Source organism: Methylopila musalis (assembly GCF_042679725.1).
GTDB lineage: Bacteria > Pseudomonadota > Alphaproteobacteria > Rhizobiales > Methylopilaceae > Methylopila > Methylopila musalis.
Window position 1 is genome coordinate 1 of record NZ_JBHTMX010000015.1, and the last position, 21,249, is coordinate 21,249.

General features: G+C 69.5%; 20 protein-coding genes. 12 read left to right on the top strand and 8 right to left on the bottom strand.

The genetic code is table 11. From position 1 onward, the window contains the following. Positions 1-118: 118 nt before the first annotated feature. Complete coding sequence (locus ACFQ4O_RS03900) at positions 119-265, bottom strand: hypothetical protein (RefSeq protein WP_378774334.1); 147 nt, start codon at positions 263-265, stop codon at positions 119-121. A 343-nt stretch (positions 266-608) separates the two neighbouring features. Continuing rightward, positions 609-1,415, bottom strand: coding sequence for a CatB-related O-acetyltransferase (locus tag ACFQ4O_RS03905; protein WP_378774335.1), 807 nt, complete (start codon positions 1,413-1,415; stop codon positions 609-611). A 316-nt stretch (positions 1,416-1,731) separates the two neighbouring features. Between ACFQ4O_RS03905 and ACFQ4O_RS03910 the strand changes: the two genes are divergently transcribed. The 4 genes from ACFQ4O_RS03910 (at position 1,732) to ACFQ4O_RS03925 (ending at position 5,810) form a co-directional block, all read left to right on the top strand. Then, on the top strand, positions 1,732-3,246 hold the full coding sequence (locus tag ACFQ4O_RS03910; RefSeq protein WP_378774336.1) for a hypothetical protein: 1,515 nt from the start codon (positions 1,732-1,734) through the stop codon (positions 3,244-3,246). Positions 3,247-3,292: 46 nt separating this feature from the next. Then, positions 3,293-3,439: a hypothetical protein gene (locus ACFQ4O_RS03915; RefSeq protein WP_378774337.1), complete on the top strand. Its 147-nt coding sequence runs from the start codon at positions 3,293-3,295 to the stop codon at positions 3,437-3,439. An 84-nt stretch (positions 3,440-3,523) separates the two neighbouring features. After that, positions 3,524-5,359 (top strand): DNA helicase RecQ, encoded by a 1,836-nt coding sequence (gene recQ / locus ACFQ4O_RS03920; protein ID WP_378774338.1) that lies wholly within the window; start codon positions 3,524-3,526, stop codon positions 5,357-5,359. Positions 5,360-5,435: 76 nt separating this feature from the next. Then, positions 5,436-5,810, top strand: coding sequence for a DUF2794 domain-containing protein (locus ACFQ4O_RS03925; RefSeq protein WP_378774339.1), 375 nt, complete (start codon positions 5,436-5,438; stop codon positions 5,808-5,810). A gap of 434 nt (positions 5,811-6,244) precedes the next feature. Here the strand turns inward: ACFQ4O_RS03925 and ACFQ4O_RS03930 are convergent, their stop codons facing one another. Continuing rightward, entirely contained in the window at positions 6,245-6,697 is a 453-nt protein-coding gene (locus ACFQ4O_RS03930) for a GatB/YqeY domain-containing protein (RefSeq protein WP_378774340.1), read from the bottom strand. Between the two features lie 160 nt (positions 6,698-6,857). Here ACFQ4O_RS03930 and carA point away from each other — a divergent pair, with 160 nt between their 5' ends. The 3 genes from carA (at position 6,858) to ACFQ4O_RS03945 (ending at position 9,272) form a co-directional block, all read left to right on the top strand. Next, complete coding sequence (gene carA / locus ACFQ4O_RS03935; protein WP_378774341.1) at positions 6,858-8,069, top strand: glutamine-hydrolyzing carbamoyl-phosphate synthase small subunit; 1,212 nt, start codon at positions 6,858-6,860, stop codon at positions 8,067-8,069. Positions 8,070-8,155: 86 nt separating this feature from the next. Next, entirely contained in the window at positions 8,156-8,719 is a 564-nt protein-coding gene (locus tag ACFQ4O_RS03940; protein ID WP_378774342.1) for a hypothetical protein, read from the top strand. A gap of 1 nt (position 8,720) precedes the next feature. Continuing rightward, positions 8,721-9,272, top strand: a complete 552-nt coding sequence (locus ACFQ4O_RS03945; protein ID WP_378774343.1) for a GNAT family N-acetyltransferase — start codon at positions 8,721-8,723, stop codon at positions 9,270-9,272. Here the strand turns inward: ACFQ4O_RS03945 and ACFQ4O_RS03950 are convergent. From ACFQ4O_RS03950 to ACFQ4O_RS03960, 3 genes are all read right to left on the bottom strand, one after another. Next, the gene (locus ACFQ4O_RS03950) at positions 9,269-9,856 is read right to left on the bottom strand and encodes an FUSC family protein (protein ID WP_378774344.1); all 588 of its coding nucleotides are present in this window, start codon (positions 9,854-9,856) and stop codon (positions 9,269-9,271) included. The two genes, ACFQ4O_RS03945 and ACFQ4O_RS03950, sit on opposite strands and share 4 nt — an antisense overlap. A 77-nt stretch (positions 9,857-9,933) precedes the next feature. Continuing rightward, positions 9,934-12,627 carry a pyruvate, phosphate dikinase gene (gene ppdK / locus ACFQ4O_RS03955; protein WP_378774345.1) on the bottom strand — a complete coding sequence of 898 codons (2,694 nt, stop codon included), beginning with the start codon at positions 12,625-12,627 and terminating at the stop codon, positions 9,934-9,936. Between the two features lie 220 nt (positions 12,628-12,847). Further along, entirely contained in the window at positions 12,848-13,639 is a 792-nt protein-coding gene (locus tag ACFQ4O_RS03960) for a class I SAM-dependent methyltransferase (protein WP_378774346.1), read from the bottom strand. Between the two features lie 153 nt (positions 13,640-13,792). Here ACFQ4O_RS03960 and ACFQ4O_RS03965 point away from each other — a divergent pair, with 153 nt between their 5' ends. The 3 genes from ACFQ4O_RS03965 (at position 13,793) to typA (ending at position 17,972) form a co-directional block, all read left to right on the top strand. Further along, positions 13,793-15,028, top strand: a complete 1,236-nt coding sequence (locus ACFQ4O_RS03965; protein WP_378774347.1) for an argininosuccinate synthase — start codon at positions 13,793-13,795, stop codon at positions 15,026-15,028. A gap of 17 nt (positions 15,029-15,045) precedes the next feature. Then, positions 15,046-16,029, top strand: a complete 984-nt coding sequence (locus tag ACFQ4O_RS03970) for a glycosyltransferase (protein WP_378774348.1) — start codon at positions 15,046-15,048, stop codon at positions 16,027-16,029. A gap of 116 nt (positions 16,030-16,145) precedes the next feature. Then, positions 16,146-17,972, top strand: coding sequence for a translational GTPase TypA (gene typA / locus ACFQ4O_RS03975; RefSeq protein ID WP_378774349.1), 1,827 nt, complete (start codon positions 16,146-16,148; stop codon positions 17,970-17,972). 78 nt (positions 17,973-18,050) lie between these two features. Here the strand turns inward: typA and ACFQ4O_RS03980 are convergent, their stop codons facing one another. Next, positions 18,051-19,169: a calcium:proton antiporter gene (locus ACFQ4O_RS03980; RefSeq protein WP_378774351.1), complete on the bottom strand. Its 1,119-nt coding sequence runs from the start codon at positions 19,167-19,169 to the stop codon at positions 18,051-18,053. Positions 19,170-19,303: 134 nt separating this feature from the next. Between ACFQ4O_RS03980 and metW the strand changes: the two genes are divergently transcribed. After that, positions 19,304-19,966, top strand: a complete 663-nt coding sequence (metW, locus tag ACFQ4O_RS03985; RefSeq protein WP_378774352.1) for a methionine biosynthesis protein MetW — start codon at positions 19,304-19,306, stop codon at positions 19,964-19,966. Here metW and ACFQ4O_RS03990 read toward each other — a convergent pair. Then, on the bottom strand, positions 19,953-20,705 hold the full coding sequence (locus tag ACFQ4O_RS03990) for a methyltransferase domain-containing protein (protein ID WP_378774353.1): 753 nt from the start codon (positions 20,703-20,705) through the stop codon (positions 19,953-19,955). The genes metW and ACFQ4O_RS03990 overlap by 14 nt on opposite strands. Positions 20,706-20,907: 202 nt before the next feature. Between ACFQ4O_RS03990 and ACFQ4O_RS03995 the strand changes: the two genes are divergently transcribed. Then, a partial coding sequence (locus ACFQ4O_RS03995) for a M10 family metallopeptidase C-terminal domain-containing protein (protein ID WP_378774354.1) occupies positions 20,908-21,249 on the top strand: 342 nt, incomplete at its 3' end.

Sequence of the window (21,249 nt, forward strand, 5' to 3'; positions counted from 1 at the left end):
CGCGACCCGCGGCCGGACATCGCGCGGCGGCTCGCGGGCCTCGCGGGGGCGCGCGACGCGAATGGGCCCTGGCGAAATCGCCCGGCCTGAACGCCGCCGCGGACGCGCGCGGCTGAGATCACTGATGCGAAGCGTCCACCGCGTCCAGCAGCTCGACCAGAATGTCCAGCTTGCCGGCGGGCGCGTTCGCCACGAAGGGCGCGCGATCCGGATCGAAAAGCTCGACCGTTTTCCGGGGCGAACGGCTGTGAAGCGCCTTCAGCATCGTCCGCGGGCGATGGCGGAGATGCTGTCGCAGAGCGTCAGGGAGCCGAACAGGAGCGCGGCGTCGGCGCCCATGGACGAGCCGGTCATCCGCGCCCGGCCATGGCCGGCCGCAAAGGAGCGCGGCGCCTCCACCGAGGCGTCGAAAGGACGATTGGTCAGAAAGCCGCGCTGGCGCCAGGCCTCAGATGGGGGTCGCGCAGGTGAAGCCGGTCGCGGTCGCGAGGTTCGGTGTCCTGAAAAACGTGAACTTCGCCGCGTTGGCCGCGGAGAACTCCGCCATCAGCACGCCGGACGGATTGGCCGCGGGCGAAGCGAATGCGTTTCGGGATTCAAGGCGCGTGTCACGCGTCGGCGGGGGTCTGCGTAATCTCGTACTGATCAGAAGGGGTCCACACGCAACGTGTCGTTCGGAAAGGCAGACGTCTGGGCCGTTCTGTCTCGATCTGATCCAGAAAAGCGTCAGGGTTGCCAAGAAGATGCGCCGTGTCACGCAAATCGAGATCCCACCACGCGCTTTGCAGCAGGCGTTCGATCGTCCGCTCGGGAAAGCGCATCCGGATCACCTTCGCAGGGACGCCTCCGACGATGGCGTAGGGCGGCACGTCCTTCACCACAACCGACCGCGCCGCGACGATGGCCCCCGTGCCGATGGTGACGCCCGAACGCACGAACACGCCTTCGCCGATCCACACGTCGTGGCCGATGCGGACATGCGTCGGCAGCCGCGCCGAGCGCTTGCGGGCGACGGCGGCGAAGTACGGATCGCTTTGGAAAGCGGAGCCCGGAGTGAAGGTGAGAGGGTGCGTGCTGACGTGGTCGGTGGGATGCTCAACCTGGGCCATCGTCACGCGCCGCGCGATCGAGCAGAACCGACCGATGTCGGCGCTGCGGACGTCGCAACCGGGGCCGAGATAGGTGTAGGCGCCGACGTCCAGCGTATGCTTCACGGCGAGGTCGGCGAGGTTGACCGGCCCCTCGAAGCTCAGGACGCGGGGAAGCCGGAAGCCCCTGGCGACCGCGAGGCCTGCCTTGGCGAGGATCGTCAGCGCCTCGGCGGCGCCGACGAGATGCGTGGCCGGAGGTGTCATGTCGTCTCGATGGTCCCTTTGCTGGCCATGCGCATAGCGGGCGTGGGCTTCGCCGGTCAACGCTTTTGGCCGGACAGGGCGCAAGGCCGCTGTCGCGCCCGGCGCGGCGGCGCTGTCTCGCCGCGCGGGAAATTGACAAGGCCCGCGAGCGAGACTTAACGTTCGCGCCGTTCGTCAGTCTCAAGGCGTCGCCACACTCTTGCAATTTATAAGGCGAGTTGGCGAGCTACGCCGTTGTCAATTTCAAGTTTTGTTAAGACATTCATCGGTTCGTCACGAAGACGAGATTTCCGTTTCGCGACGGGCGTGGGTTTCTGCGGGGCGGACTTGCCCTGTTCCGCGGTTCGAGCGTGTGAGTTGGGGGATGAGGGCGGCGATGTCGGACAAGGTGCTGGACGCCACGAAGCTCAAGGCTGAGCGCGACAAGCTGAAACAGCAGCGCGACGAGGTGCGTGGCGCCCGCGACGCGTTCCGGGTCGAGCGCGATCAGGCGCGCGCCGCCCAGGCAGAGGCTGAAGCCGCGCGTGACAAGGCCTTGGCCGAGCTGAAGGCCGCGCGCTCCGCGTCCAAGGCGGCGCGCAAGCCCGCCCCCGCCGACGAGGGCGCTCTGGCGGAGAAGGACCGGCTGCTGCAGGTGGAGCGACGCCGGGTCGAGCGTCTCGAGCAGCAGATCGAACGGCTCGCGCAGCGGGTGTCCGAGCAGGAGGCGGTCCTCGACAGCCTCAGCCATGTCCGGCGGCAGTTCGAGAAGGCCTCGGAGTTCGAGCAGACCGTGGCGGACGGCCGGCGCCTGCTGGCCTCGCTCAGCGGATCGGTGGGGCTGTTCGGCTCCCTGAAGGAGACCTTCGACGCCAAGCTCGCGGATCTGCAGGCCCATGTGGACCGGTCGCTGGCGGTGGAGCTGAAGCAGTACGAGCGGTTCGTCGGCGCCCTGACGGGCCTGACCGCCGAGGCCAAATCCGCCTTCGCGCCGCTTGTTTCGGATGCCCCGGTCGAGGTTCCGTTCCTGCCTTCCGTGCGCGACCAGACCAAGCCGGACAAGGTGAACGGCAAACCGGTCGGCGGCGCCCGCTGGCGCACCATGGCGCAGGAGCGTTTCCAGAAGGAGGTGGCGTTCCGGGAGAGCGGCGAGTTCGCGCGGGTCGAGGCCATGCGCGGCAAGCACGCCGGCAAGCGCGCCTTCATCATCGGCAACGGGCCCTCGATCAACACCCAGGACCTGACGTTGCTGAAGGACGAGATCACCTTCTGCGCCAACTGGTTCGTCAACCATCCCCAGTTCAACGAGATCCAGCCGTCCTACTACTGCGTGTCCTCGCACGACATGTTCGGCGGATGGGGCAAGACGCCCGACCTGAACGAGGACTTCCGCGCCAAGCTGAAGCAGAAGCTGACGCCCGAGACGACGATGTTCTTCTCGTTCGCGTTCCGGGACTACATGAAGCAGCTCGGCCTGCTGGACGAGGAGCAGCTGCGCTACCTCATCTTCGATCGCCCCAAGCTGCTCGTGGACGAGGTCGGCAGCCAGAACTTCGACATCGGCCGTTGCATGGACGACGCCTACACCGTGCTGCTCACCTTCGCGGCGCCGCTCGCGGCGCATTTCGGGATCACCGACCTCTACCTGATCGGCTGCGACTGCGATTACGGGCTCACCACCCCGGACGCGCCCGGCTCCTACTTCTACGCGCCGTCCGAGCACGGCACGAGCAGCGCCAAGTTCGAGAACATCGCCCGCATCTGGGAGGATGACGGCCCGATCTTCCAATCCTACAAGATTTGCTCCGACACGGCGCTGATGAAGGGCCTGCGGATGTGGAACGCCACGGAGGGCGGGCGCCTCGAGGTGCTGCCGCGGGTGTCCTATCTCGACGTGGTCGGCCGTTCCTGAGCCGCAGCTGACGTTCCGGGACATCGACGTCGCGGCCTGTGGGCGCGTGTTCCACGTCGCCGAGACGGTGGGGGTGACGCCGGCCCGGCTTCGGGCGGCGTTCCCCCTTCTGGAACGCATCACGCTGGCCAAGCGCGCCTGCGCCGCGGTGCTTCACGACAAGCCCAAGGGAACCGCCGTCGCCGAGGCGTGACGGAGGCGGCCGCGCGCGAGATCACAGGAAAGCGCGCCCGAGCTGAAGCGCGCGGGCCGCGAATCGCTTAACGCTTTGGGCATCGTGCCCGACGCCCCCGCCCTTTCCGCCGCCGCGCTGCCGCCCGAACTCGAGGCGGCCAAGCGGCGCGTGCTGAAGGAGACCTTCGGCTTCGACGAGTTCCGTCCCGGACAGGAGCCGGTGGTGGACACGCTGCTCGCCGGCCGCGACGTTCTGGCCGTGATGCCGACCGGCGCCGGCAAATCGCTGTGCTATCAGGCGCCGGCGCTGACCAAGGGCGGGCTCGCGGTGGTGGTGTCGCCGCTGATCGCGCTGATGGACGATCAGGTGGCGGGCCTTCGGCTCAACGGCGTCTGCGCCGAGGCGATCCATTCCGGCCGCTCGCGGGAGGAGAACGTCGCGTCCTGGCGGCGCGTCGCCTCGGGCGAGGCCCGTTTCGTCTACATGGCGCCCGAACGGCTGATGACGGAGCGTATGCTCAGCGCGCTCGGCCGGCTGCCGGTGGCGCTGATCGCCATCGACGAGGCCCATTGCATCTCCCAGTGGGGCCACAGCTTCCGCTCAGAATACCTGACGCTCGGCCGCCTCAAGGAGGCCCTGCCGGGCGCGCCGATCGCGGCGCTGACCGCGACCGCGGACGACGGCACCCGCGCCGACATTCTGGACAAGCTGTTCGGCGGCCGGGCCAAGGTGTTCGTCTCCGGCTTCGACCGGCCGAACATCTCGATCGGGGTGACGGAGAAGGCGGACGTGGGCGCCGCGATCGAACGCTTCGTGGCCGCCCGGCCGGGCCTGAGCGGCGTCATCTACCGCATCTCCCGCAAGAAGGTGGAGGAGACGGCGGCGCGGCTGAAGGCGGCGGGGGTGAAGGCTTTCGCCTATCACGCCGGCATGGAGGCCTCCGAGCGCGCCGCGGCGCAGGAGACCTTCCTGGCCGAGAGCGGCGTGGTGATGGTGGCGACCGTCGCGTTCGGCATGGGCATCGACAAATCCGACGTGCGCTACGTGCTGCACGGCGACGCGCCGGGCTCGCTTGAGGCCTACTATCAGGAGATCGGCCGCGCGGGCCGCGACGGCGCGCCCGCCGAGGCGCTGATGTTCTATGGGCTCGAGGACATCCGCACCCGCCGCCGCTTCATCGACGAGCAGGACGCCGACCCCGAGCGCAAGCGGGTGGAGGCGCGCCGCCTCGACGCGCTGGTGGGCTTCTGCGAGACCATCTCCTGCCGCCGGCAGGCCCTGCTGGCCTATTTCGGCGAGGCCTCGGGCCCGTGCGGCAACTGCGACACCTGCCTCGATCCGCCGGAGGTGGTGGACGGCACCCGCGACGCGCGGCTGCTCCTCTCGCTGGTGGCCGCCACCGGCGAGCGCTTCGGCGCGGCCCACATCGTCGCGCTCGCGGTCGGGCATATGTCGGAGACGGTCACGGCCCGGGGGCACGACCGGCTGCCGGGCTTCGGCAAGGGCGCCGACCGCCCGGCGGCGGAGTGGCGCGGCGTGGTGCGCCAGCTCGTGGCGCTCGGCGCGCTGAAGGTCGAGGTCGGCGCCTATGGCGGCCTGACGCTGACCGAGCGGGGCGGGCGCATTCTCGACGGCGCCGAGGGCGTGACGCTGGCGAAGCCGCGGGAGAAGCGCCGCGAACGCCGCCGCATGACGGCGGAGCGGGTCGAGATGGAGGGCGTGGACGCCGAGCTGCTCGGCCGGCTGAAGGCGCTCCGGCGCGAGCTCGCCATCGCCCGCGCGGCGCCGGCCTATCTCATCTTCTCCGACCGCACGCTGGTGGAGATGGCCGCCACGCGCCCCCGCACGGCGCAGGCGCTGGCGCAGGTGAAGGGCGTCGGCGCCGCCAAGCTCGACGCCTTCGGCGAGGTGTTCCTGAAAGCGCTGAACGGCGCGTGACCTCCCGCCGCGGCGGGAGACGGGTTGCGCGGGCGGCGGGGCAGGGCGATCATGACGCTCCGATGAAGGAGGCGCCATGAGCGATCAGGAGCCCATACGGTTCACGCCCCGCGCCGGCCCGGCCGCGCCGGTGGCCCCCGCCCCAATCTCCCCGCACGTGTCGTTCGACCGCGCCGAGTTCAACGCCCTGTTCGGGCTCTACGGGCGGATGGTGGCGGCGGGCGAATGGCGGGACTACGCCATCGACTTCCTGAAGGAGCAGGCGGTGTTCTCGGTGTTCCGCCGCACCAGCGAGGCGCCGCTCTACCGCATCGAGAAAACCCCGAAACTCGCCCGGCGGCAGGGGGCCTACGCGGTGGTCACCGCCACCGGCCTGATCCTGAAACGCGGCCCCGACCTCGGCCGCGTCCTCGACGTCTTGGACCGCAAGCTGCGGGTGGTGACGAACTGACGCCGCGGGGCGCGGGCGGCGGCGCGGTGAAGCCGTAGCGCGCGGCTCCCCTTGTCCCGGCCTTGAGCCGGGACCCAGAAACGCCGACGGCTGAGGATCCAGCAGTTCGGGCGTAGCGTCGTGTTCTGGACACCCAGAGTGTCTGGGTCCCGGCTCAAGGCCGGGACAAGAAAACGTCGCGTTTGCGCCGGGCTCCCGCGCTGCGAACGATACGCCTCACGGCCTTGGCCCGCCACTCACCTTGTCCCGGCCTTGAGCCGGGACCCAGAAACGCCGACGCTTGGGGATCGAGCAGCTCGGCCGTCGCGTCGTGTTCTGGACACTCAGAGGGTCTGGGTCCCGGCTCAAGGCCGGGACAAGGGAAGGGCCGCCGCGCCCCTGACCGGACGCGCCGTTCCTCTCTAGCCGCGATGCACCCAAAAGAGGCTCGCGGATCAGCCGCCGAGTTTCGCCTTGATGGCGCCGTTGGCGGCGGCGAAGTCCATCACGCCGGTGTATTTCGCCTTCAGCGCGCCCATGACCTTGCCCATGTCCTTGATGGTGGCGGCGCCGGTTTCCGCGATGGCGGCCTCGATGGCGGCGGCGACCTCGTCCTCGGAGAGCTGCTTCGGCAAGAACTCCTGGATCACGCCGATCTCGGCGCGCTCCTTGGCGGCGAGCTCGGGGCGGGCGTTCTGCTCGAACACGGTGGCCGATTCCTGCCGCTGCTTGATCATCTTGGCGAGCAGCTGCTTCAGCTCGTCCTCGGTCGCGGTCTGGCGGCCGGCGCCCCGGGCCTCGATGTCGCGGTCCTTGATCGCGGCGCCGATCATGCGGAGCGCGCTGGTGCGCTCGGCGTCGCGCGCCTTCATGGCGTCCTTGGTGGCGGCGGCGATGGCGTCGCGCATGGTCAGCTGTCCTTACACTGTGGCGGGTCCTGCGCGGGGCGCGGACCTCTGAACGTCAGCGGAGCGTTGACGCACCGGCTTCGGGCGCCTAGGTTCCGGCCGCACCGGCGCCGTCTCGGGCGGCGCCGCGCGGCTACGCGCGACGGGACTTAAGACAATCATGGCTCACGAACAAGGCGCCGCCGCAGGCGGCTGGGACGAAGCGCGCCCCACGGCGCGGCTGCTGCTGGCCGACGGCACGGTGATCGAGGGTGACGGGCTGGGCGCCGTGGGCGCGAGCGCCGGCGAGCTCTGCTTCAACACCGCCATGACCGGCTATCAGGAGATCCTGACGGATCCGTCCTACGCCGGGCAGATCATCACCTTCACCTTCCCCCACATCGGCAATGTGGGCGTGAACGAGGACGACGTGGAGACGGTCAACATGGCCGCCGCCTCCGGCGTGCGCGGCGTGGTGCTGGCGGCCGACGTGACCTCCCCCTCCAGCTGGCGCGCCACCCGCGACCTCGACCACTGGCTGAAGGCGCGCAACATCGTCGCCATCGCCGGCGTCGACACGCGGGCGCTCACCGCGCTGGTGCGCGAGAAGGGCATGCCCAACGCCGTCATCGCCCACGCTCCTGACGGCCGCTTCGACGACGCGGAGATCAAGGCCACGCTCGACGCCTTCAAGGGCCTCGAAGGGCAGGATCTGGTGCCGCTGGTCGGCGCCGCCCAGCGCTACGGCTGGGACGAGTCCGGCTGGACCTGGCCCGGCGGCGCGCGCCCCGGCGCCTATGGCGTGCGGCCCGACGGCGCGCCGAAGCGCGTGGTCGCGATCGACTACGGCCTCAAGCGCAACATCCTGCGCATGCTCACCACGGCGGGCTGCGAGGTGACGGTCGTTCCCGCCACCGCCACCGCCGAGGAGATCCTGGCGCTCGATCCGGACGGCGTGTTCCTGTCGAACGGCCCCGGCGATCCGGCGGCGACCGGCGAATACGCCGTGCCGGTGATCCGCGCGGTGCTCGAGAAGAAGGTGCCGACCTTCGGCATCTGCCTCGGCCACCAGATGCTGGCGCTGGCGGTCGGCGCCTCCACCGCCAAGATGCGGCAGGGGCACCACGGCGCGAACCATCCGGTGAAGGACCTCGCCACCGGCAAGGTCGAGATCACCTCGATGAACCACGGCTTCGCGGTCGATCGCGACACCCTGCCGGCGACCGCGCGCGAGACCCACGTCTCGCTGTTCGACAACACCAATTGCGGCATCGAGCTCACCGACCGGCCGGCCTTTTCGGTGCAGCACCACCCGGAGGCTTCTCCGGGCCCGCAGGACAGCCACTACCTGTTCCACCGCTTCGTGGAGCTGATGGACGCCCGTCCGCGCTGACGCCACGGTTGGGAACGGGGGTTTTCTCCGTTCCCCCGCGCGCCTAGACTGGCGGCCGGACGTCGGACGGAGCATGGCGTGACGGCATGAGACGAGCTTTCGTGGCGGCCGGCCTTCTGGCCGGCGCCGTCGCTCTCGCGGCGACGGGCGCATATGTGTTCTTCGGGCTCGAGGGCGCGGATCGGCCGGAGACCGCGCAGTCCGCGGCTCCCGCGCCGGCGGCCCAGCCCGGCGCCGCGCCGGCGCAGGTCGCGCAGCCGAAGACGGTGGCGCTCTACTGCACCTTCTATGTGTTCGTGGAGAGCCGGCCCTTCGTCGCCTTCCTGCTGGACAAGGATCAGGCCAATCCGCTGCGCTACCAGCAGGTCTATGTGCAGAAGGGCGACGGCGACACCACCGACTACAACGAGCTGATGGGCGAGCGCCCGGCGTGGCGCTTCGATGGGGCGGCCGAGCCGCCGCGCCTGTCCTCCACCGTCATGGTGCCGGATTCCCGCGCTCAGGCCGGCGTAAGCCCGCAGGACATCGCGATCGAGGTGCGCGGGTTCGACGGCGAGGCCGTGGGCGCGACCTGGTACGAGGCGAGCCTCAAGAGCATCTACTACCAGAACCTGCCGGGCAAATGTCAGCAGGCGCAGGGGCCGTCCTGAGGTGACGGCCTCTCCGCGGCCGCTCGGCCTCCGCGACGCGACGGACGCCGACCTGCCGGCGCTCGCCGCGATCTACGCCCATCACGTCCTCAGCGGAACGGCCTCGTTCGAGATCGAGCCGCCGGACGCCGCCGCCATGGGTCGGCGGCTCGCGGCGGTGCGGGCCGCGGGCCTGCCGTGGCTCGTGGCCGAGCGGGACGGGCGGCTGCTCGGCTACGCCTATGCCGGGCCGTACCGGGCGCGTCCGGCCTACGACTGGACGATCGAGGATTCGATCTACGTGGCGGACGACGCGCGGGGGCAGGGCGCCGGCCGGGCGCTGCTCGAGGCCCTGATCGCCCGCTGCGAGCAGGGGCCGTGGCGCCAGATGGTCGCCGTGATCGGCGGCTCGGACAACGCCGGCTCCATCGGCCTCCACGCCGCGCTCGGCTTCCAGCCCGCGGGAACGCTCCGCGCCGTCGGCTTCAAATTCGGCCGCTGGATCGATTCCGTCTTCATGCAGCGCCCGCTCGGCCCCGGCGACGCCACGCCGGCCCCGCCGCGCGGCGTTTAACCGTCCCCGCGCCTGGCGTCCCGCCGGCGCTGCAGGGCGTCGGCGCAGCCCACGGCGAGGATGGCGGAGGCGACGCCCCAGCACACCTCGCCGAGGCGCGAGGCCAGCATCATGGCGTCGCTGGTCTGGTGCGGGATCAGCATGATGAGGGTGGCGGTGATGCTGGCGAGACGCGCTGCGGCGCCGGCGTTGGCGAGCCAGGCCGCGATGATCGACAGCCCGACCGCGAGCGCATAGGCCTCAAGGCCCTTGCCGAGGGCGAAGGCGATGAGCGCGCCCGTCAGCCCGCCGATCAGGGCGCCCAGCATCTGGTCGCGGCCCATGGTGTAGACGGTGGCGATCTGGGTCTGGGTGACGGCGAGCGCGGTGATCGCGGCCCAGAAGCCTTCGCGCAGCCCGATGGCGCTCGGCGGCAGATAGGCGATCAGCGCGGCCGCGACGCCGAGCGCCGCGTGGCGCGCGCCGTTGCGGAGGCGGTCGCCGAGGTTCAGCCGCTTGAGCGCGCGCTCCGACAGAACGGCCAGGCGGTGGAAGCGCGCCCGGCGGCGGGGCGGCGCGGCGGGGTCGGGGGAGGGCGTCGTCACGGATGCAGATAACGCCGGCGCCCGGCCGGGGTCCAGAGCGGCGGACGGGCGTTCCGCCCGCCGCTCCGGGATCGGGATCAGGCGACGGCCACCTTTTTGGTCTCGGCCTTCTTCTGCTTCAGCGCGGCCTGCGCGGCGGCGAGCCGGGCGATCGGCACGCGGAACGGCGAGCAGGACACGTAGTCGAGCCCGACCTCCTCGCAGAAGGCGACCGATTCCGGATCGCCGCCGTGCTCGCCGCAGATGCCGAGCTTGATCTTCGGGCGCACGGCGCGGCCGCGCTCCACGCCAATCTGCACCAGCTCGCCCACGCCGTCGCGGTCGATCGAGACGAAGGGGTCCTTCGGCAGCAGCTTCTTGTCCACGTAGCGGGTCAGGAAGGAGGCGGCGTCGTCGCGGCTGATGCCGAGCGCGGTCTGGGTCAGGTCGTTGGTGCCGAAGGAGAAGAACTCCGCGGTCTCGGCGATCTCGCCGGCCTTCAGCGCCGCGCGCGGCAGCTCGATCATGGTGCCGACCTGATAGGCCAGCTTCTGGCCGGTCTCCTGCTCGACCTCCTTCGCGACGGCGTCGATGCGCGCCTTCACGAAGTCGAAGTCGGCGCGGCCGATGACCAGCGGCACCATCACCTCGGACGCCACCGGCTGCCCGGTGGTCTTCGCCGCCTCGACCGAGGCCTCGAAGATCGCCCGCGCCTGCATCTCCGCGATCTCCGGATAGGCGATGGCGAGACGGCAGCCGCGGAAGCCGAGCATGGGGTTGAACTCGGCGAGCTCGGCCGCGCGGGCGCGCAGCTTGTCCGGCTCGACGCCGAGCGCGCCCGCCACCTCCAGCACGTCCTTCTCGGTGTGCGGCAGGAACTCGTGCAGCGGCGGGTCCAGCAGGCGGATGGTGACCGGCAGGCCCTTCATGATCTCGAACAGGGCCACGAAGTCGGCGCGCTGGTAGGGCAGCAGCTTGGCGAGCGCCTTGCGGCGGCCGGCCTCGTCGTCGGCGAGGATCATCTCGCGCACCGACACGATGCGCTTTTCATCGAAGAACATGTGCTCGGTGCGACAGAGGCCGATGCCCTCGGCGCCGAAGCGGGCGGCGGCGCGGGCGTCGGCGGGGGTCTCGGCGTTGGCGCGCACGCCCATGCGGCGCACCCCGTCGGCCCAGCGCATCAGCGTGGCGAAGTCGCCCGACAGCTCCGGCTGCACCATGGCGACCGCCCCGTCCAGCACCTGGCCAGTGGAGCCGTCGATGGTGACGACGTCGCCCTCGTTGAACACCCGGCCGGCGATGGTGAGCGTGCCGGCCTTCTCGTTGATGCGCAGCGCGCCCGCGCCGGAGACGCAGGGCTTGCCCATGCCGCGGGCCACCACCGCCGCGTGGCTGGTCATGCCGCCGCGGGTGGTGAGGATGCCCTCGGAGACGTGCATGCCGGTGATGTCTTCCGGCGAGGTCTCGGTGCGGGCGAGGATCACCTTCCGGCCCGCCGCGACCGCGGCCTCGGCCGCCTCGGACGAGAACACCAGCTCGCCCTGCGCCGCGCCGGGGGAGGCCGGCAGGCCGGTGGCGACGACCTTGCGCTCGGCCTTCGGGTCGATGGTCGGGTGCAGCAGCTGGTCGAGCGCCGCCGGATCGACGCGCTCCACCGCCTCTTCGCGGGTCAGCACGCCGTCGTCGACCAGATCGACCGCGATCTTGAGCGCCGCTTTGGCGGTGCGCTTGCCGTTGCGGGCCTGCAGCATCCACAGCTTGCCGCGCTCGACCGTGAACTCGAGGTCCTGCATGTCGCGGTAGTGCTTCTCGAGGATCGTGGCCACGCGCACGAACTCGGCGAACACCTCCGGCATGCGCTTCTCGAGCGAGGGGGCCGCGACGCCGCCCTCGATCCGCGAGGCCTCGGTGATCGGCTGCGGGGTGCGGATGCCGGCCACCACGTCTTCGCCCTGGGCGTTCACCAGGAACTCGCCGTAGAGCCGGTTCTCGCCGGTGGACGGGTTGCGGGTGAAGGCGACGCCGGTCGCGGAGGTGTCGCCCATGTTGCCGAACACCATCGCCTGCACGTTGACGGCGGTGCCCCAGCTCTCCGGGATCGAGTTCAGGCGGCGGTAGGTGATGGCGCGGGCGTTCATCCAGGAGGAGAACACGGCCCCGATGGCGCCCCAGAGCTGGTCGCGCGGGTCCTGCGGGAAGGGCTTGCCGGTGGCCTTGAGCACCTTCGCCTTGTAGGCCTCCACCAGCTTGGCGAGGTCGTCGGCGGTGAGTTCGGTGTCCTCGGAGACGCCCTTGCGCTCCTTGGTCATCTCCAGAATGTCCTCGAACTCGTGGTGGCTCACGTCGAGCACCACGTTCGAGTACATTTGGATGAAGCGCCGGTAGCTGTCATAGGCGAAGCGCGGGTTCTCGGAGCCCTTGGCGAGGCCCTCCACCGTCACATCGTTGAGACCGAGATTGAGGATGGTGTCCATCATGCCCGGCATGGACGCGCGCGATCCGGAGCGGACGGAGACCAGCAGCGGATTTTGGGCGTCGCCGAACACGCGGCCGGTGATCGTCTGGATGTGCTCCAGGCCGGCGTCCACCTGGGCCGCCAGTTCGGCCGGGTAGCTGCGGCCGTTGTCGTAGTAGTAGGTGCAGACGTCCGTGGTGATGGTGTAGCCGGGCGGCACGGGCAGCCCCAGATTGGCCATCTCCGCCAGATTCGCGCCCTTGCCGCCGAGCAGTTCGCGCAGCTCGGCGCGACCTTCCGCGCGCCCGTCGCCGAAGGTGAGCACCCACTTGGTCATGAAGTCCGTCTCCGTGTGAGAGGACGGGTTCAGAGACCGGCCCTCGAAGGGCGGGAGCTTGCATGCTGCAGCGCGAAAGGCAAGATGTCGCACCGAGACTTTCGCGTAATGCGAGCGTGTCGGGCCGCGCTCCGTCGCCGCACGTCCAGCGGACGATTCAGGTGCGCGGCCAACGACATTCGATGGTCGGGCGTCGCGTCAGTAGAGCGGCCGACTTTTTTCAGGCGCGGGCGGCCTTTTGCAGGCGCCGCGGTGAATCCAGCGGGATCACCGGCTTGAAGCCCACGTAATGCACCCGCACGTTTTCGCGCCAGCCGCCCAGCTCGTCCAGTGGCGCGCCGCGGCGGGAGACCTTGTCCATGTTCCGCCGCCGCTCGGCGTAGTCGAACTCGGCGTGCAGCGGCCGAAGCTCCGGGAACAGCGATTTCAGCGCCTCCGGCGTGAAGCGCCAGTAGTCGATCGGGCAGGGGTGGTAGCGCCAGCTGAACAGCGTGCTGTGGGCGGTGACGCCGCCGGGCTTCAGCAGGCGGCTGATCTCGGCGGCGGCGAGCCAGGGTTTGTCGATGTGCTCGAACACGTCGACCGAGATGATCAGGTCGAAGCTGCCCGAGGCGATCTCCGGGCATCGGGTGATGTCGGCCACGATCACGTCGAGGCCGGGCGTCACGTCCGGCGACAGGTCGAGCGCGTGATACTCGAACTCCGGGAAGTGCTCCTTCAGCGGGTTGTTGCGCCCGCCGATCTCCAGCATGCGACCGCCGGAGAGGTTGGCGCGGGCAAGCGATCGGCGGATCGGCGCGAGGCAGCGATCGATGCGCGGCGGATGCGCCAGATGCCGGCTGTCGATCTCGCCGAAATCCACCAGCCGCAGGCCGGACGCCTTGGCCTTGAGGTCTTTCAGCGTGGGCAGGCTCGCCTTCAGCTCGTCGAGGCTTTTCGGCAGCCGCCCCTTCACGTCCGCGGCCAGCGCCGGAACCCGCGCCCGAATGTCGTCGAACAGCTTCTTGCTCACGCGTCGCCCCGTTTCCTGTGCCGGACAGGCATAGCAGAGCTTCGGGCGTCCACACAGGGTCGCACGCTCGCGCGGCTTGGCTTGCGCCTTGCGCCGCGATGGCTAGAGTGCGCGGCGATTTCCCAGCCCGTCCAAGGATCCCGGTCGCTCGCAATGGCAGACAAAGCTTCGGTGAAAAAGGTCGTCCTCGCCTATTCCGGCGGCCTCGACACGTCGGTCATCCTCAAGTGGCTGCAGACCACCTACAATTGCGAGGTGGTGACCTTCACCGCCGACCTCGGCCAGGGCGAGGAGCTGGAGCCCGCGCGCAAGAAGGCGGAGCTGCTCGGCATCAAGCCGGACAACATCTTCGTCGAGGACCTGCGCGAGGAGTTCGTGCGGGACTACGTGTTCCCCATGTTCCGCGCCAACACGGTCTATGAGGGGCAGTATCTGCTCGGCACCTCGATCGCCCGGCCGCTGATCGCCAAGCGCCAGATCGACATCCTGCGCGCCACCGGCGCCGACGCCGTCTCCCACGGCGCCACCGGCAAGGGCAACGACCAGGTGCGCTTCGAGCTGAGCTATTACGCGCTGGAGCCGGACGTCACCGTGATCGCGCCGTGGCGTGAGTGGGACCTGACCTCGCGCACCCGGCTGATCGAGTTCGCCGAGCAGCACCAGATCCCGATCGCCAAGGACAAGCGCGGCGAGGCCCCGTTCTCGGTGGACGCCAACCTGCTGCACTCGTCCTCGGAAGGAAAGGTGCTGGAGGACCCGAGCCTGCCCGCGCCGGAAGACGTGCACATGCGCACGATCTCCCCCGAGGACGCGCCCGACCAGCCGACGCTGATCTCGATCGCCTTCGAGAAGGGCGACGCGGTGGCGATCGACGGCGAGGCGCTGTCCCCGGCCTCGATCCTCACCCGGCTGAACGCGCTCGGAAAGGCCAACGGCATTGGCCGGCTGGATCTGGTCGAGAACCGCTTCGTGGGCATGAAGTCCCGCGGCGTCTACGAGACGCCGGGCGGCACGATCCTGCTGGCGGCGCACCGGGCGATCGAGTCGATCACGCTCGACCGCGGCGCGACCCATCTCAAGGACGAGCTGATGCCGCGCTACGCGGAGCTCGTCTACAACGGCTTCTGGTTCAGCCCGGAGCGCGAGATGCTGCAGGCGGCGATCGACCTGTCCCAGAAGGACGTCTCCGGCGTGGTGCGGCTCAAGCTCTACAAGGGCAACGTCATCGTCACCGGCCGCGAGAGCCCGAACTCGCTCTACGACCAGGAGCTTGTCACCTTCGAGGACGGCGCGGTCGCCTATGACCACCGCGACGCCGCCGGCTTCATCAAGCTCAACGCGCTCCGGCTGCGCACGCTCGGCGCGCGCCGTCGCCGGAACGAAGGCTGAGCGGACGGACGGCGGGGATGGCCGTCGCCCCCGGCGGGCTGCTGCGCGGCCTGTCCCGGACCCTCAACGAGCTGCGCCGGCTGCGTCCGCTGGCGTGGCCGCAGACCGATCGCGTCTATCTCGGCGACCTGCCGGTGCGGGAGCCGCGCCGCTACGCGGTGGTGACCACCATCACCGACAATTTCATCGGCATGGGCGCGGCCTTCCTGCTGTCGCTGCACGAGCGTCTCGGCCGGCGGGACGAGGTGGACGTCATCCTGCTGCAGTCTCCCGGCGTGGCGCCGCTGTCGCTGGAACACGGCATCGCGCTCGAGGCGCTGTGTCCGGGCCTGAAGATCGTCGACGTCGACACGTCGTCCTTCCTCACGCCTGAGAACATGACGCGCTACGACAAGGAGGGGCGGCCCGTGAGCCGCCGGCGTGATCGTTACGAGCTGCCGTCCAAGAAGGCGGCTTTCGTGAAGCTGAACGTGCTGCGTCTCGCCCAGTACGAGAAGGTCGTGCTGATGGACAGCGACATGCTGGTCGTCGACGATTTCTCGGACGTGTTCGACCTGAACCACGATCTCGCGGCCGTCCGCACCGGCGCGCCGGACCCGGACTTCACGCCCGAGCATCGCGGCCGGGGCGCGGATCGGACCGGCTTCAACACCGGCTTCGTGGCGTTCGACCAGTCGGCGATCGGGGTGGGCGCCTTCAACACGGCGCTCGACTTCATGGAGCTTCGGCGCAACCGGCGGCTCCGGGACCAGTCGATCCTCAACGAAATCTTCGGCCGGGCGGACCGGCTCTACCTGCCGCACGCCTACAACTACAAGATCCACTCCAGCGATCCCGACCCTCTGTCCCGGGCGGAGACGCTGGAGCGGGTGAAGGTGCTGCATTTCGTGGCGACCACGAAATGGGGGCTCAAAGACCCCGCCAATCGCGGCAAGGCGATCTACGACTACTACCACGCCGTCCAGAAGCGCACCGGAATACCGTTCATTCTGGAGCCCTGAGGCGCCGGCGCACTTGCGTTTTCAGCCGGTCTCCCGCATTGGTGCCGCGCATAACCATGACGACCAACGAAGGACGCGAGCCGGGAACGCCATCCCCCGGCCCGGAGCGGGACCCTATGAAACTTCGCAACATCGCGATCATCGCCCACGTCGACCACGGCAAGACCACCCTCGTCGACAAGCTGCTCCAGCAGTCGGGCTCGTTCCGCGACAACCAGCGCGTCGCCGAGCGCGTGATGGACTCCAACGACATCGAAAAAGAGCGCGGCATCACCATCCTCGCCAAGGCGACCTCGGTCGTCTGGAAGGACACGCGCATCAACATCGTCGACACGCCCGGCCACGCCGACTTCGGCGGCGAGGTGGAGCGCATCCTCTCCATGGTCGACGGCGTGATCGTGCTGGTGGACGCGGCCGAAGGCCCGATGCCGCAGACCAAGTTCGTGGTGTCCAAGGCGCTGAAGATCGGGCTTCGCCCCATCGTCGCGGTCAACAAGATCGACCGCCCGGACGCCCGCGCCTCGGAAGTCATCAACGAGGTGTTCGACCTGTTCGCGGCGCTCGACGCCACCGATGAGCAGCTCGACTTCCCCATCCTCTACGGCTCGGGCCGCGACGGCTGGCTGAACTACGCGCCGGAAGGCCCGAAGGACGACGGCCTCGCGCCGCTGTTCGACCTGATCCTGACGCACGTGCCGGAAGCCAAGGTCGAGGAAGGCCCGTTCCGCATGCTCGGCACGCTGCTTGAGGCGAACCAGTTCCTGGGCCGCATCATCACCGGCCGGATCTCCTCCGGCACGGTGAAGCCGAACCAGTCGGTGAAGGTGCTGGACCGCAACGGCAATCTGGTCGAGACCGGCCGCGTCTCCAAGATCCTCGCCTTCCGCGGCATCGAGCGCCAGCCGATCGAACTCGGCGAGGCGGGCGACATCGTCTCCATCGCCGGCCTCGTGAAGGCGACGGTCGCCGACACGTTCTGCGACCCGCAGGTGACCGAGCCGATCCAGGCCCAGCCGATCGACCCGCCCACCGTCTCCATGACCTTCAGCGTCAACGACAGCCCGCTCGCCGGCACCGAGGGCGACAAGGTGACGAGCCGCGTCATCCGCGACCGCCTGCTCAAGGAGGCCGAGGGCAACGTGGCGCTCAAGGTGGAGGAGTCCGCCGAGAAGGACGCCTTCATCGTCTCCGGCCGCGGCGAACTTCAGCTTGCGATCCTGATCGAGACCATGCGCCGCGAGGGCTTCGAGCTTGGCGTGTCGCGTCCCCGCGTGGTGCTGCAGAAGGACGAGAGCGGCCAGGTCGTCGAGCCGATCGAAGAGGTGGTGATCGACGTCGACGAGGAGCATTCCGGCGTCGTCGTGCAGAAGATGTCGGAGCGCAAGGCCGACATGCTGGAGATGCGCCCGTCCGGCGGCAACCGCCTGCGTCTGGTGTTCCACGCCCCGACCCGCGGCCTGATCGGCTATCAGGGCGAGCTCCTGACCGACACCAAGGGCACGGCGATCATGAACCGCCTGTTCCACGCCTACGGCGCCTACAAGGGCGAGATCGCCGGCCGGGTGAACGGCGTGCTGATCGCCAACGAGCCGGGCGAGGCGGTGGCCTACGCGCTGTGGAACCTCGAGGACCGCGGCCCGATGATCATCGAGCCGGGCTGGAAGGTGTATCAGGGCATGCTGATCGGCGTGCACAGCCGAGACAACGACCTCGAGGTCAACGTCCTCAAGGGCAAGAAGCTCACCAACATCCGCACCCAGTCCAAGGACGAGGCGGTGCGCCTGACGCCGCCGATCCGCATGACCCTCGAGCGGTCTCTGGCGTGGATTCAGGACGACGAGCTGGTGGAGGTGACGCCGAAGTCCATCCGCCTGCGCAAGCGCCTGCTGGACCCGAACGAGCGCAAGCGCGAGGAGCGCAAGCGCGAGGCCGAGGCGGTCTGATCCGACCGTCCGGACGGAACACGAAAAAGGCGGGCGCCGCGGCGCCCGCCTTTTTTCATGCCCCGAAGGGATCGCGCCTTACGGCACGATCACCAGGAACATGAAGGTCGCGAACAGCACCAGGTGGATCAGGCCGTAGAGGATGTTGGTGCGGCCGGTGCCGAAGGTGAGCAGCGAGACCGCGACGGTCACGAGCAGGATCACCGTGTCCTTGGAGTCGAGCCCGAGCTGCAGCGGCGCGCCGAACACGATCGACAGCGTGGCGATGGCCGGGATCGTGAGGCCGATGGTGGCGCAGGCCGAGCCCAGCGCGAGGTTGATGCTCTTCTGGATCTTGTTGACGCGCGCGGCCCGGAGCGCCGCGGCGAATTCCGGCATCAGGATCAGCAGCGCGACGATGACGCCGGCGACCGCAGGCGGGGCGCTGGCGCGGTCGAGACCGAAGGCGACCACGCTGGTAAAGGTCTTGGCCAGCAGGATGACCACCGCCAGCGCCACGACCAGGAAGACGAAGGAGAAGATGACGCTGCGGTTGCCGGGCTTGTGGGCCTTGTCGGCGACCTCGTCGTCCTCGATCACCACCGCGAAATACTCGCGGTTGCGCACGGTCTGGGTGTAGAGGAACGAGGCGTAGATCGCGAGCGTCGCGACCGCGACGAAGGCGAGCTGGCTGATGGAATAGACGCCGCCGGCGACCGCGACCGTGTGGTTCGGCAGCACCAGCGACAGCGCGGCCAGCGGAATGAGCACGGCGAGATAGGCGTTCGCGCCGGTGACGCGGAAGCTCTGCTCCTTGTGGCGCAGGCCGCCGAAGATGATGCAGACGCCGACGAGGCCGTTCACCACGATCATCAGCACCGCCATGATCGTGTCGCGGGCGAGCACCGGGTTCGGGTTCTCGCCCAGCATGTCGGAGGACAGCACCGCCACCTCCATGATGGTGACGGCCATGGTCAGCACCAGCGTGCCGTAGGGCTCTCCGGTGCGGTGGGCGATGACCTCCGCGTGGTGGACGGCGGCGAACACCGCGCCGAACAGCACCGGCACCAGCGCGACCGACGCCGCGAGCCCGAGCGCGGATCCGTCGTAGCCGTCCGTCAGCCCAAGCAGTTTGAGCACGAGATAGAACGCCACGCCCGCGATGGGGAACGCCCAGGTGGACACGGGCGGCTTGGGGTCGACATGGACTTCTTGCATGCGGTTTCCATGGCTGCGGCGTCCGGGAGGGAGCGCCGTCTGGCTAGGCGGGACGGTTGGGATGCCGTAATCGGATGAGGGTCTATGTCGCGCCGGTTGAAAGTCCAGCGTGAACCGCGTCATCTTTGTGTGAAATGAGCCTCATGTCCGTCGTCTCCACCGATCCGCTCGTCGCGCCCGAGGCGCTGGCGTCCGCGCCGCGGCCCGACCACCTGCTGGTGGCCGAGATGGTCCAGCCGGGATCGCGGGTGCTTGACGTGGGCTGCGGCGACGGATCGCTGCTGCGCCTTCTGATCGAACGGCGCGGGGTGGACGGCCGCGGCATCGAGCTGTCCCAGGCGGGTGTGAACGCCTGCGTGGCCCATGGCCTGTCGGTGATCCAGGGCGACGCCGACGCCGACCTCGGCTACTACCCGGACGACGCCTTCGACTATGTGGTGCTATCGCAGGCGCTTCAGGCCATGCGTCGCCCGAAGCAGGTCATGGAGGACCTGCTGCGCATCGGCCGCCGGGCGGTGGTGTCGGTGCCGAACTTCGGCCACTGGCGCACGCGGGCGCAGCTGGTGCTGACCGGCCGCATGCCGGTGAACGCCAATCTGCCCGACGCCTGGTACGAGACGCCGAACATCCATCTCTGCACCATCCGCGATTTCGTCGATCTGGCGGAGCTCGTGGGCGCGCGCATGGAGCGCGCGGTGGCGCTGGACTCCACCGGCCGTCCGGTCCGGGTCAACGCGCCGTGGTGGTTCTGGAACCTGTTCGGGGCGCAGGGCGTGTTCCTGCTCAGCCGCGACTGAGAGGCGCCGGGGCGGGGGCCGCCACGGGCGAGGGGGCGGCGGCGCGGGCTGTCACCACCCGCCGGGCGGAGCGGGCGGGCAGCGGGCGGATGACCTGCTTGCTCGCCTCCACCAGATGCACGCCGGCGAAGGGCGTCCAAAGCCTTGCGCCGAAGCGCTCGAAGGCGAAGGCGGAACGCAGCAGAAGGCCCCGCTCCACCGGCCACATGAACAGGGCCTCGTCCCAGCCTTCCGGCGTGAACATGGCCTCGCGCAGCAGGTCGGTGAGCTGGCTGCGGCTGAAGGGGCGGCCGTGGCCGAAGGGGGTGGCGTCCGTCTGGGCCCAGGCGCCGCGCCGGTTCGGCGCCACCACGATCAGCCGCCCGCCGGGCGCGAGGCAGCGCCAGGCCTCGCGCAACAGTTCGGCGGCGGAGTCGCTCGTCTCCAGCGCGTGCACCGCGATGATGCGGTCGGCGGCTGCGTCCGGCAGGGGCCACATGTCGCCCTCCACCAGCGCCGAGGATTGGGGCGGCGTCTCGGGCCAGGCGATGACGCCCTGCTGGGCCGGGCTGAAGGCGATCAGTCGCTCCGCCTCGGCCCGGAACACGCCGAGATAGGGCGTGGCGTAGCCGAAGCCGAGCACGCGCAGGCCGTCCACCGACGCCCAGCGCGCCCGGAGCTTGGCGCGCAGGATGCGCCGGGCGATCTCGCCCAGCGGGCGGGCGTAGAAATCCCGGAGATCGACCACGTCCAGAGCCATGAGACCCTATGTAGCCGCCGCCTGCGGGCTTTGCGACTCCCGTGAGCGGGCGCGTCCTGAAACGCCCGGGCGGGCGTGCGTCCAGTGAGGCGCCCCACGCCGCGATGAGGAATTTATCTCTAGACAACCATGGTTGCACTGCGAAATAAATCGGCATGTCACAGTTGAAATCTTAAGCACGGCTCTTCGGGAGACGCAGACGATGGCGACATTCACGGGCACCAGCGGCGCGGACAAGCTGGTCGGCACCAGGCGCGCGGACACGATCGACGGACGCGGCGGCAACGACGAACTCTACGGCGGGCGCAGCAACGACACCCTGATCGGCGGAACGGGCAATGACGTTCTGTACGGCGGCGCGGGCTCCGACATCTTTTCCTACCCTGAGCGTGGTTTCGGCGCGGATGTGATCAAGGACTTCGGAACCGGCGACCGGGTGTCGCTGAGCTATCTGAACGTCGGCGACTTCGACACGCTGAAGCCCTACCTCACCAACACGCCGGACGGGGCGCAGATCACGTTGCGTTGGAACGGGTCGAGCGAA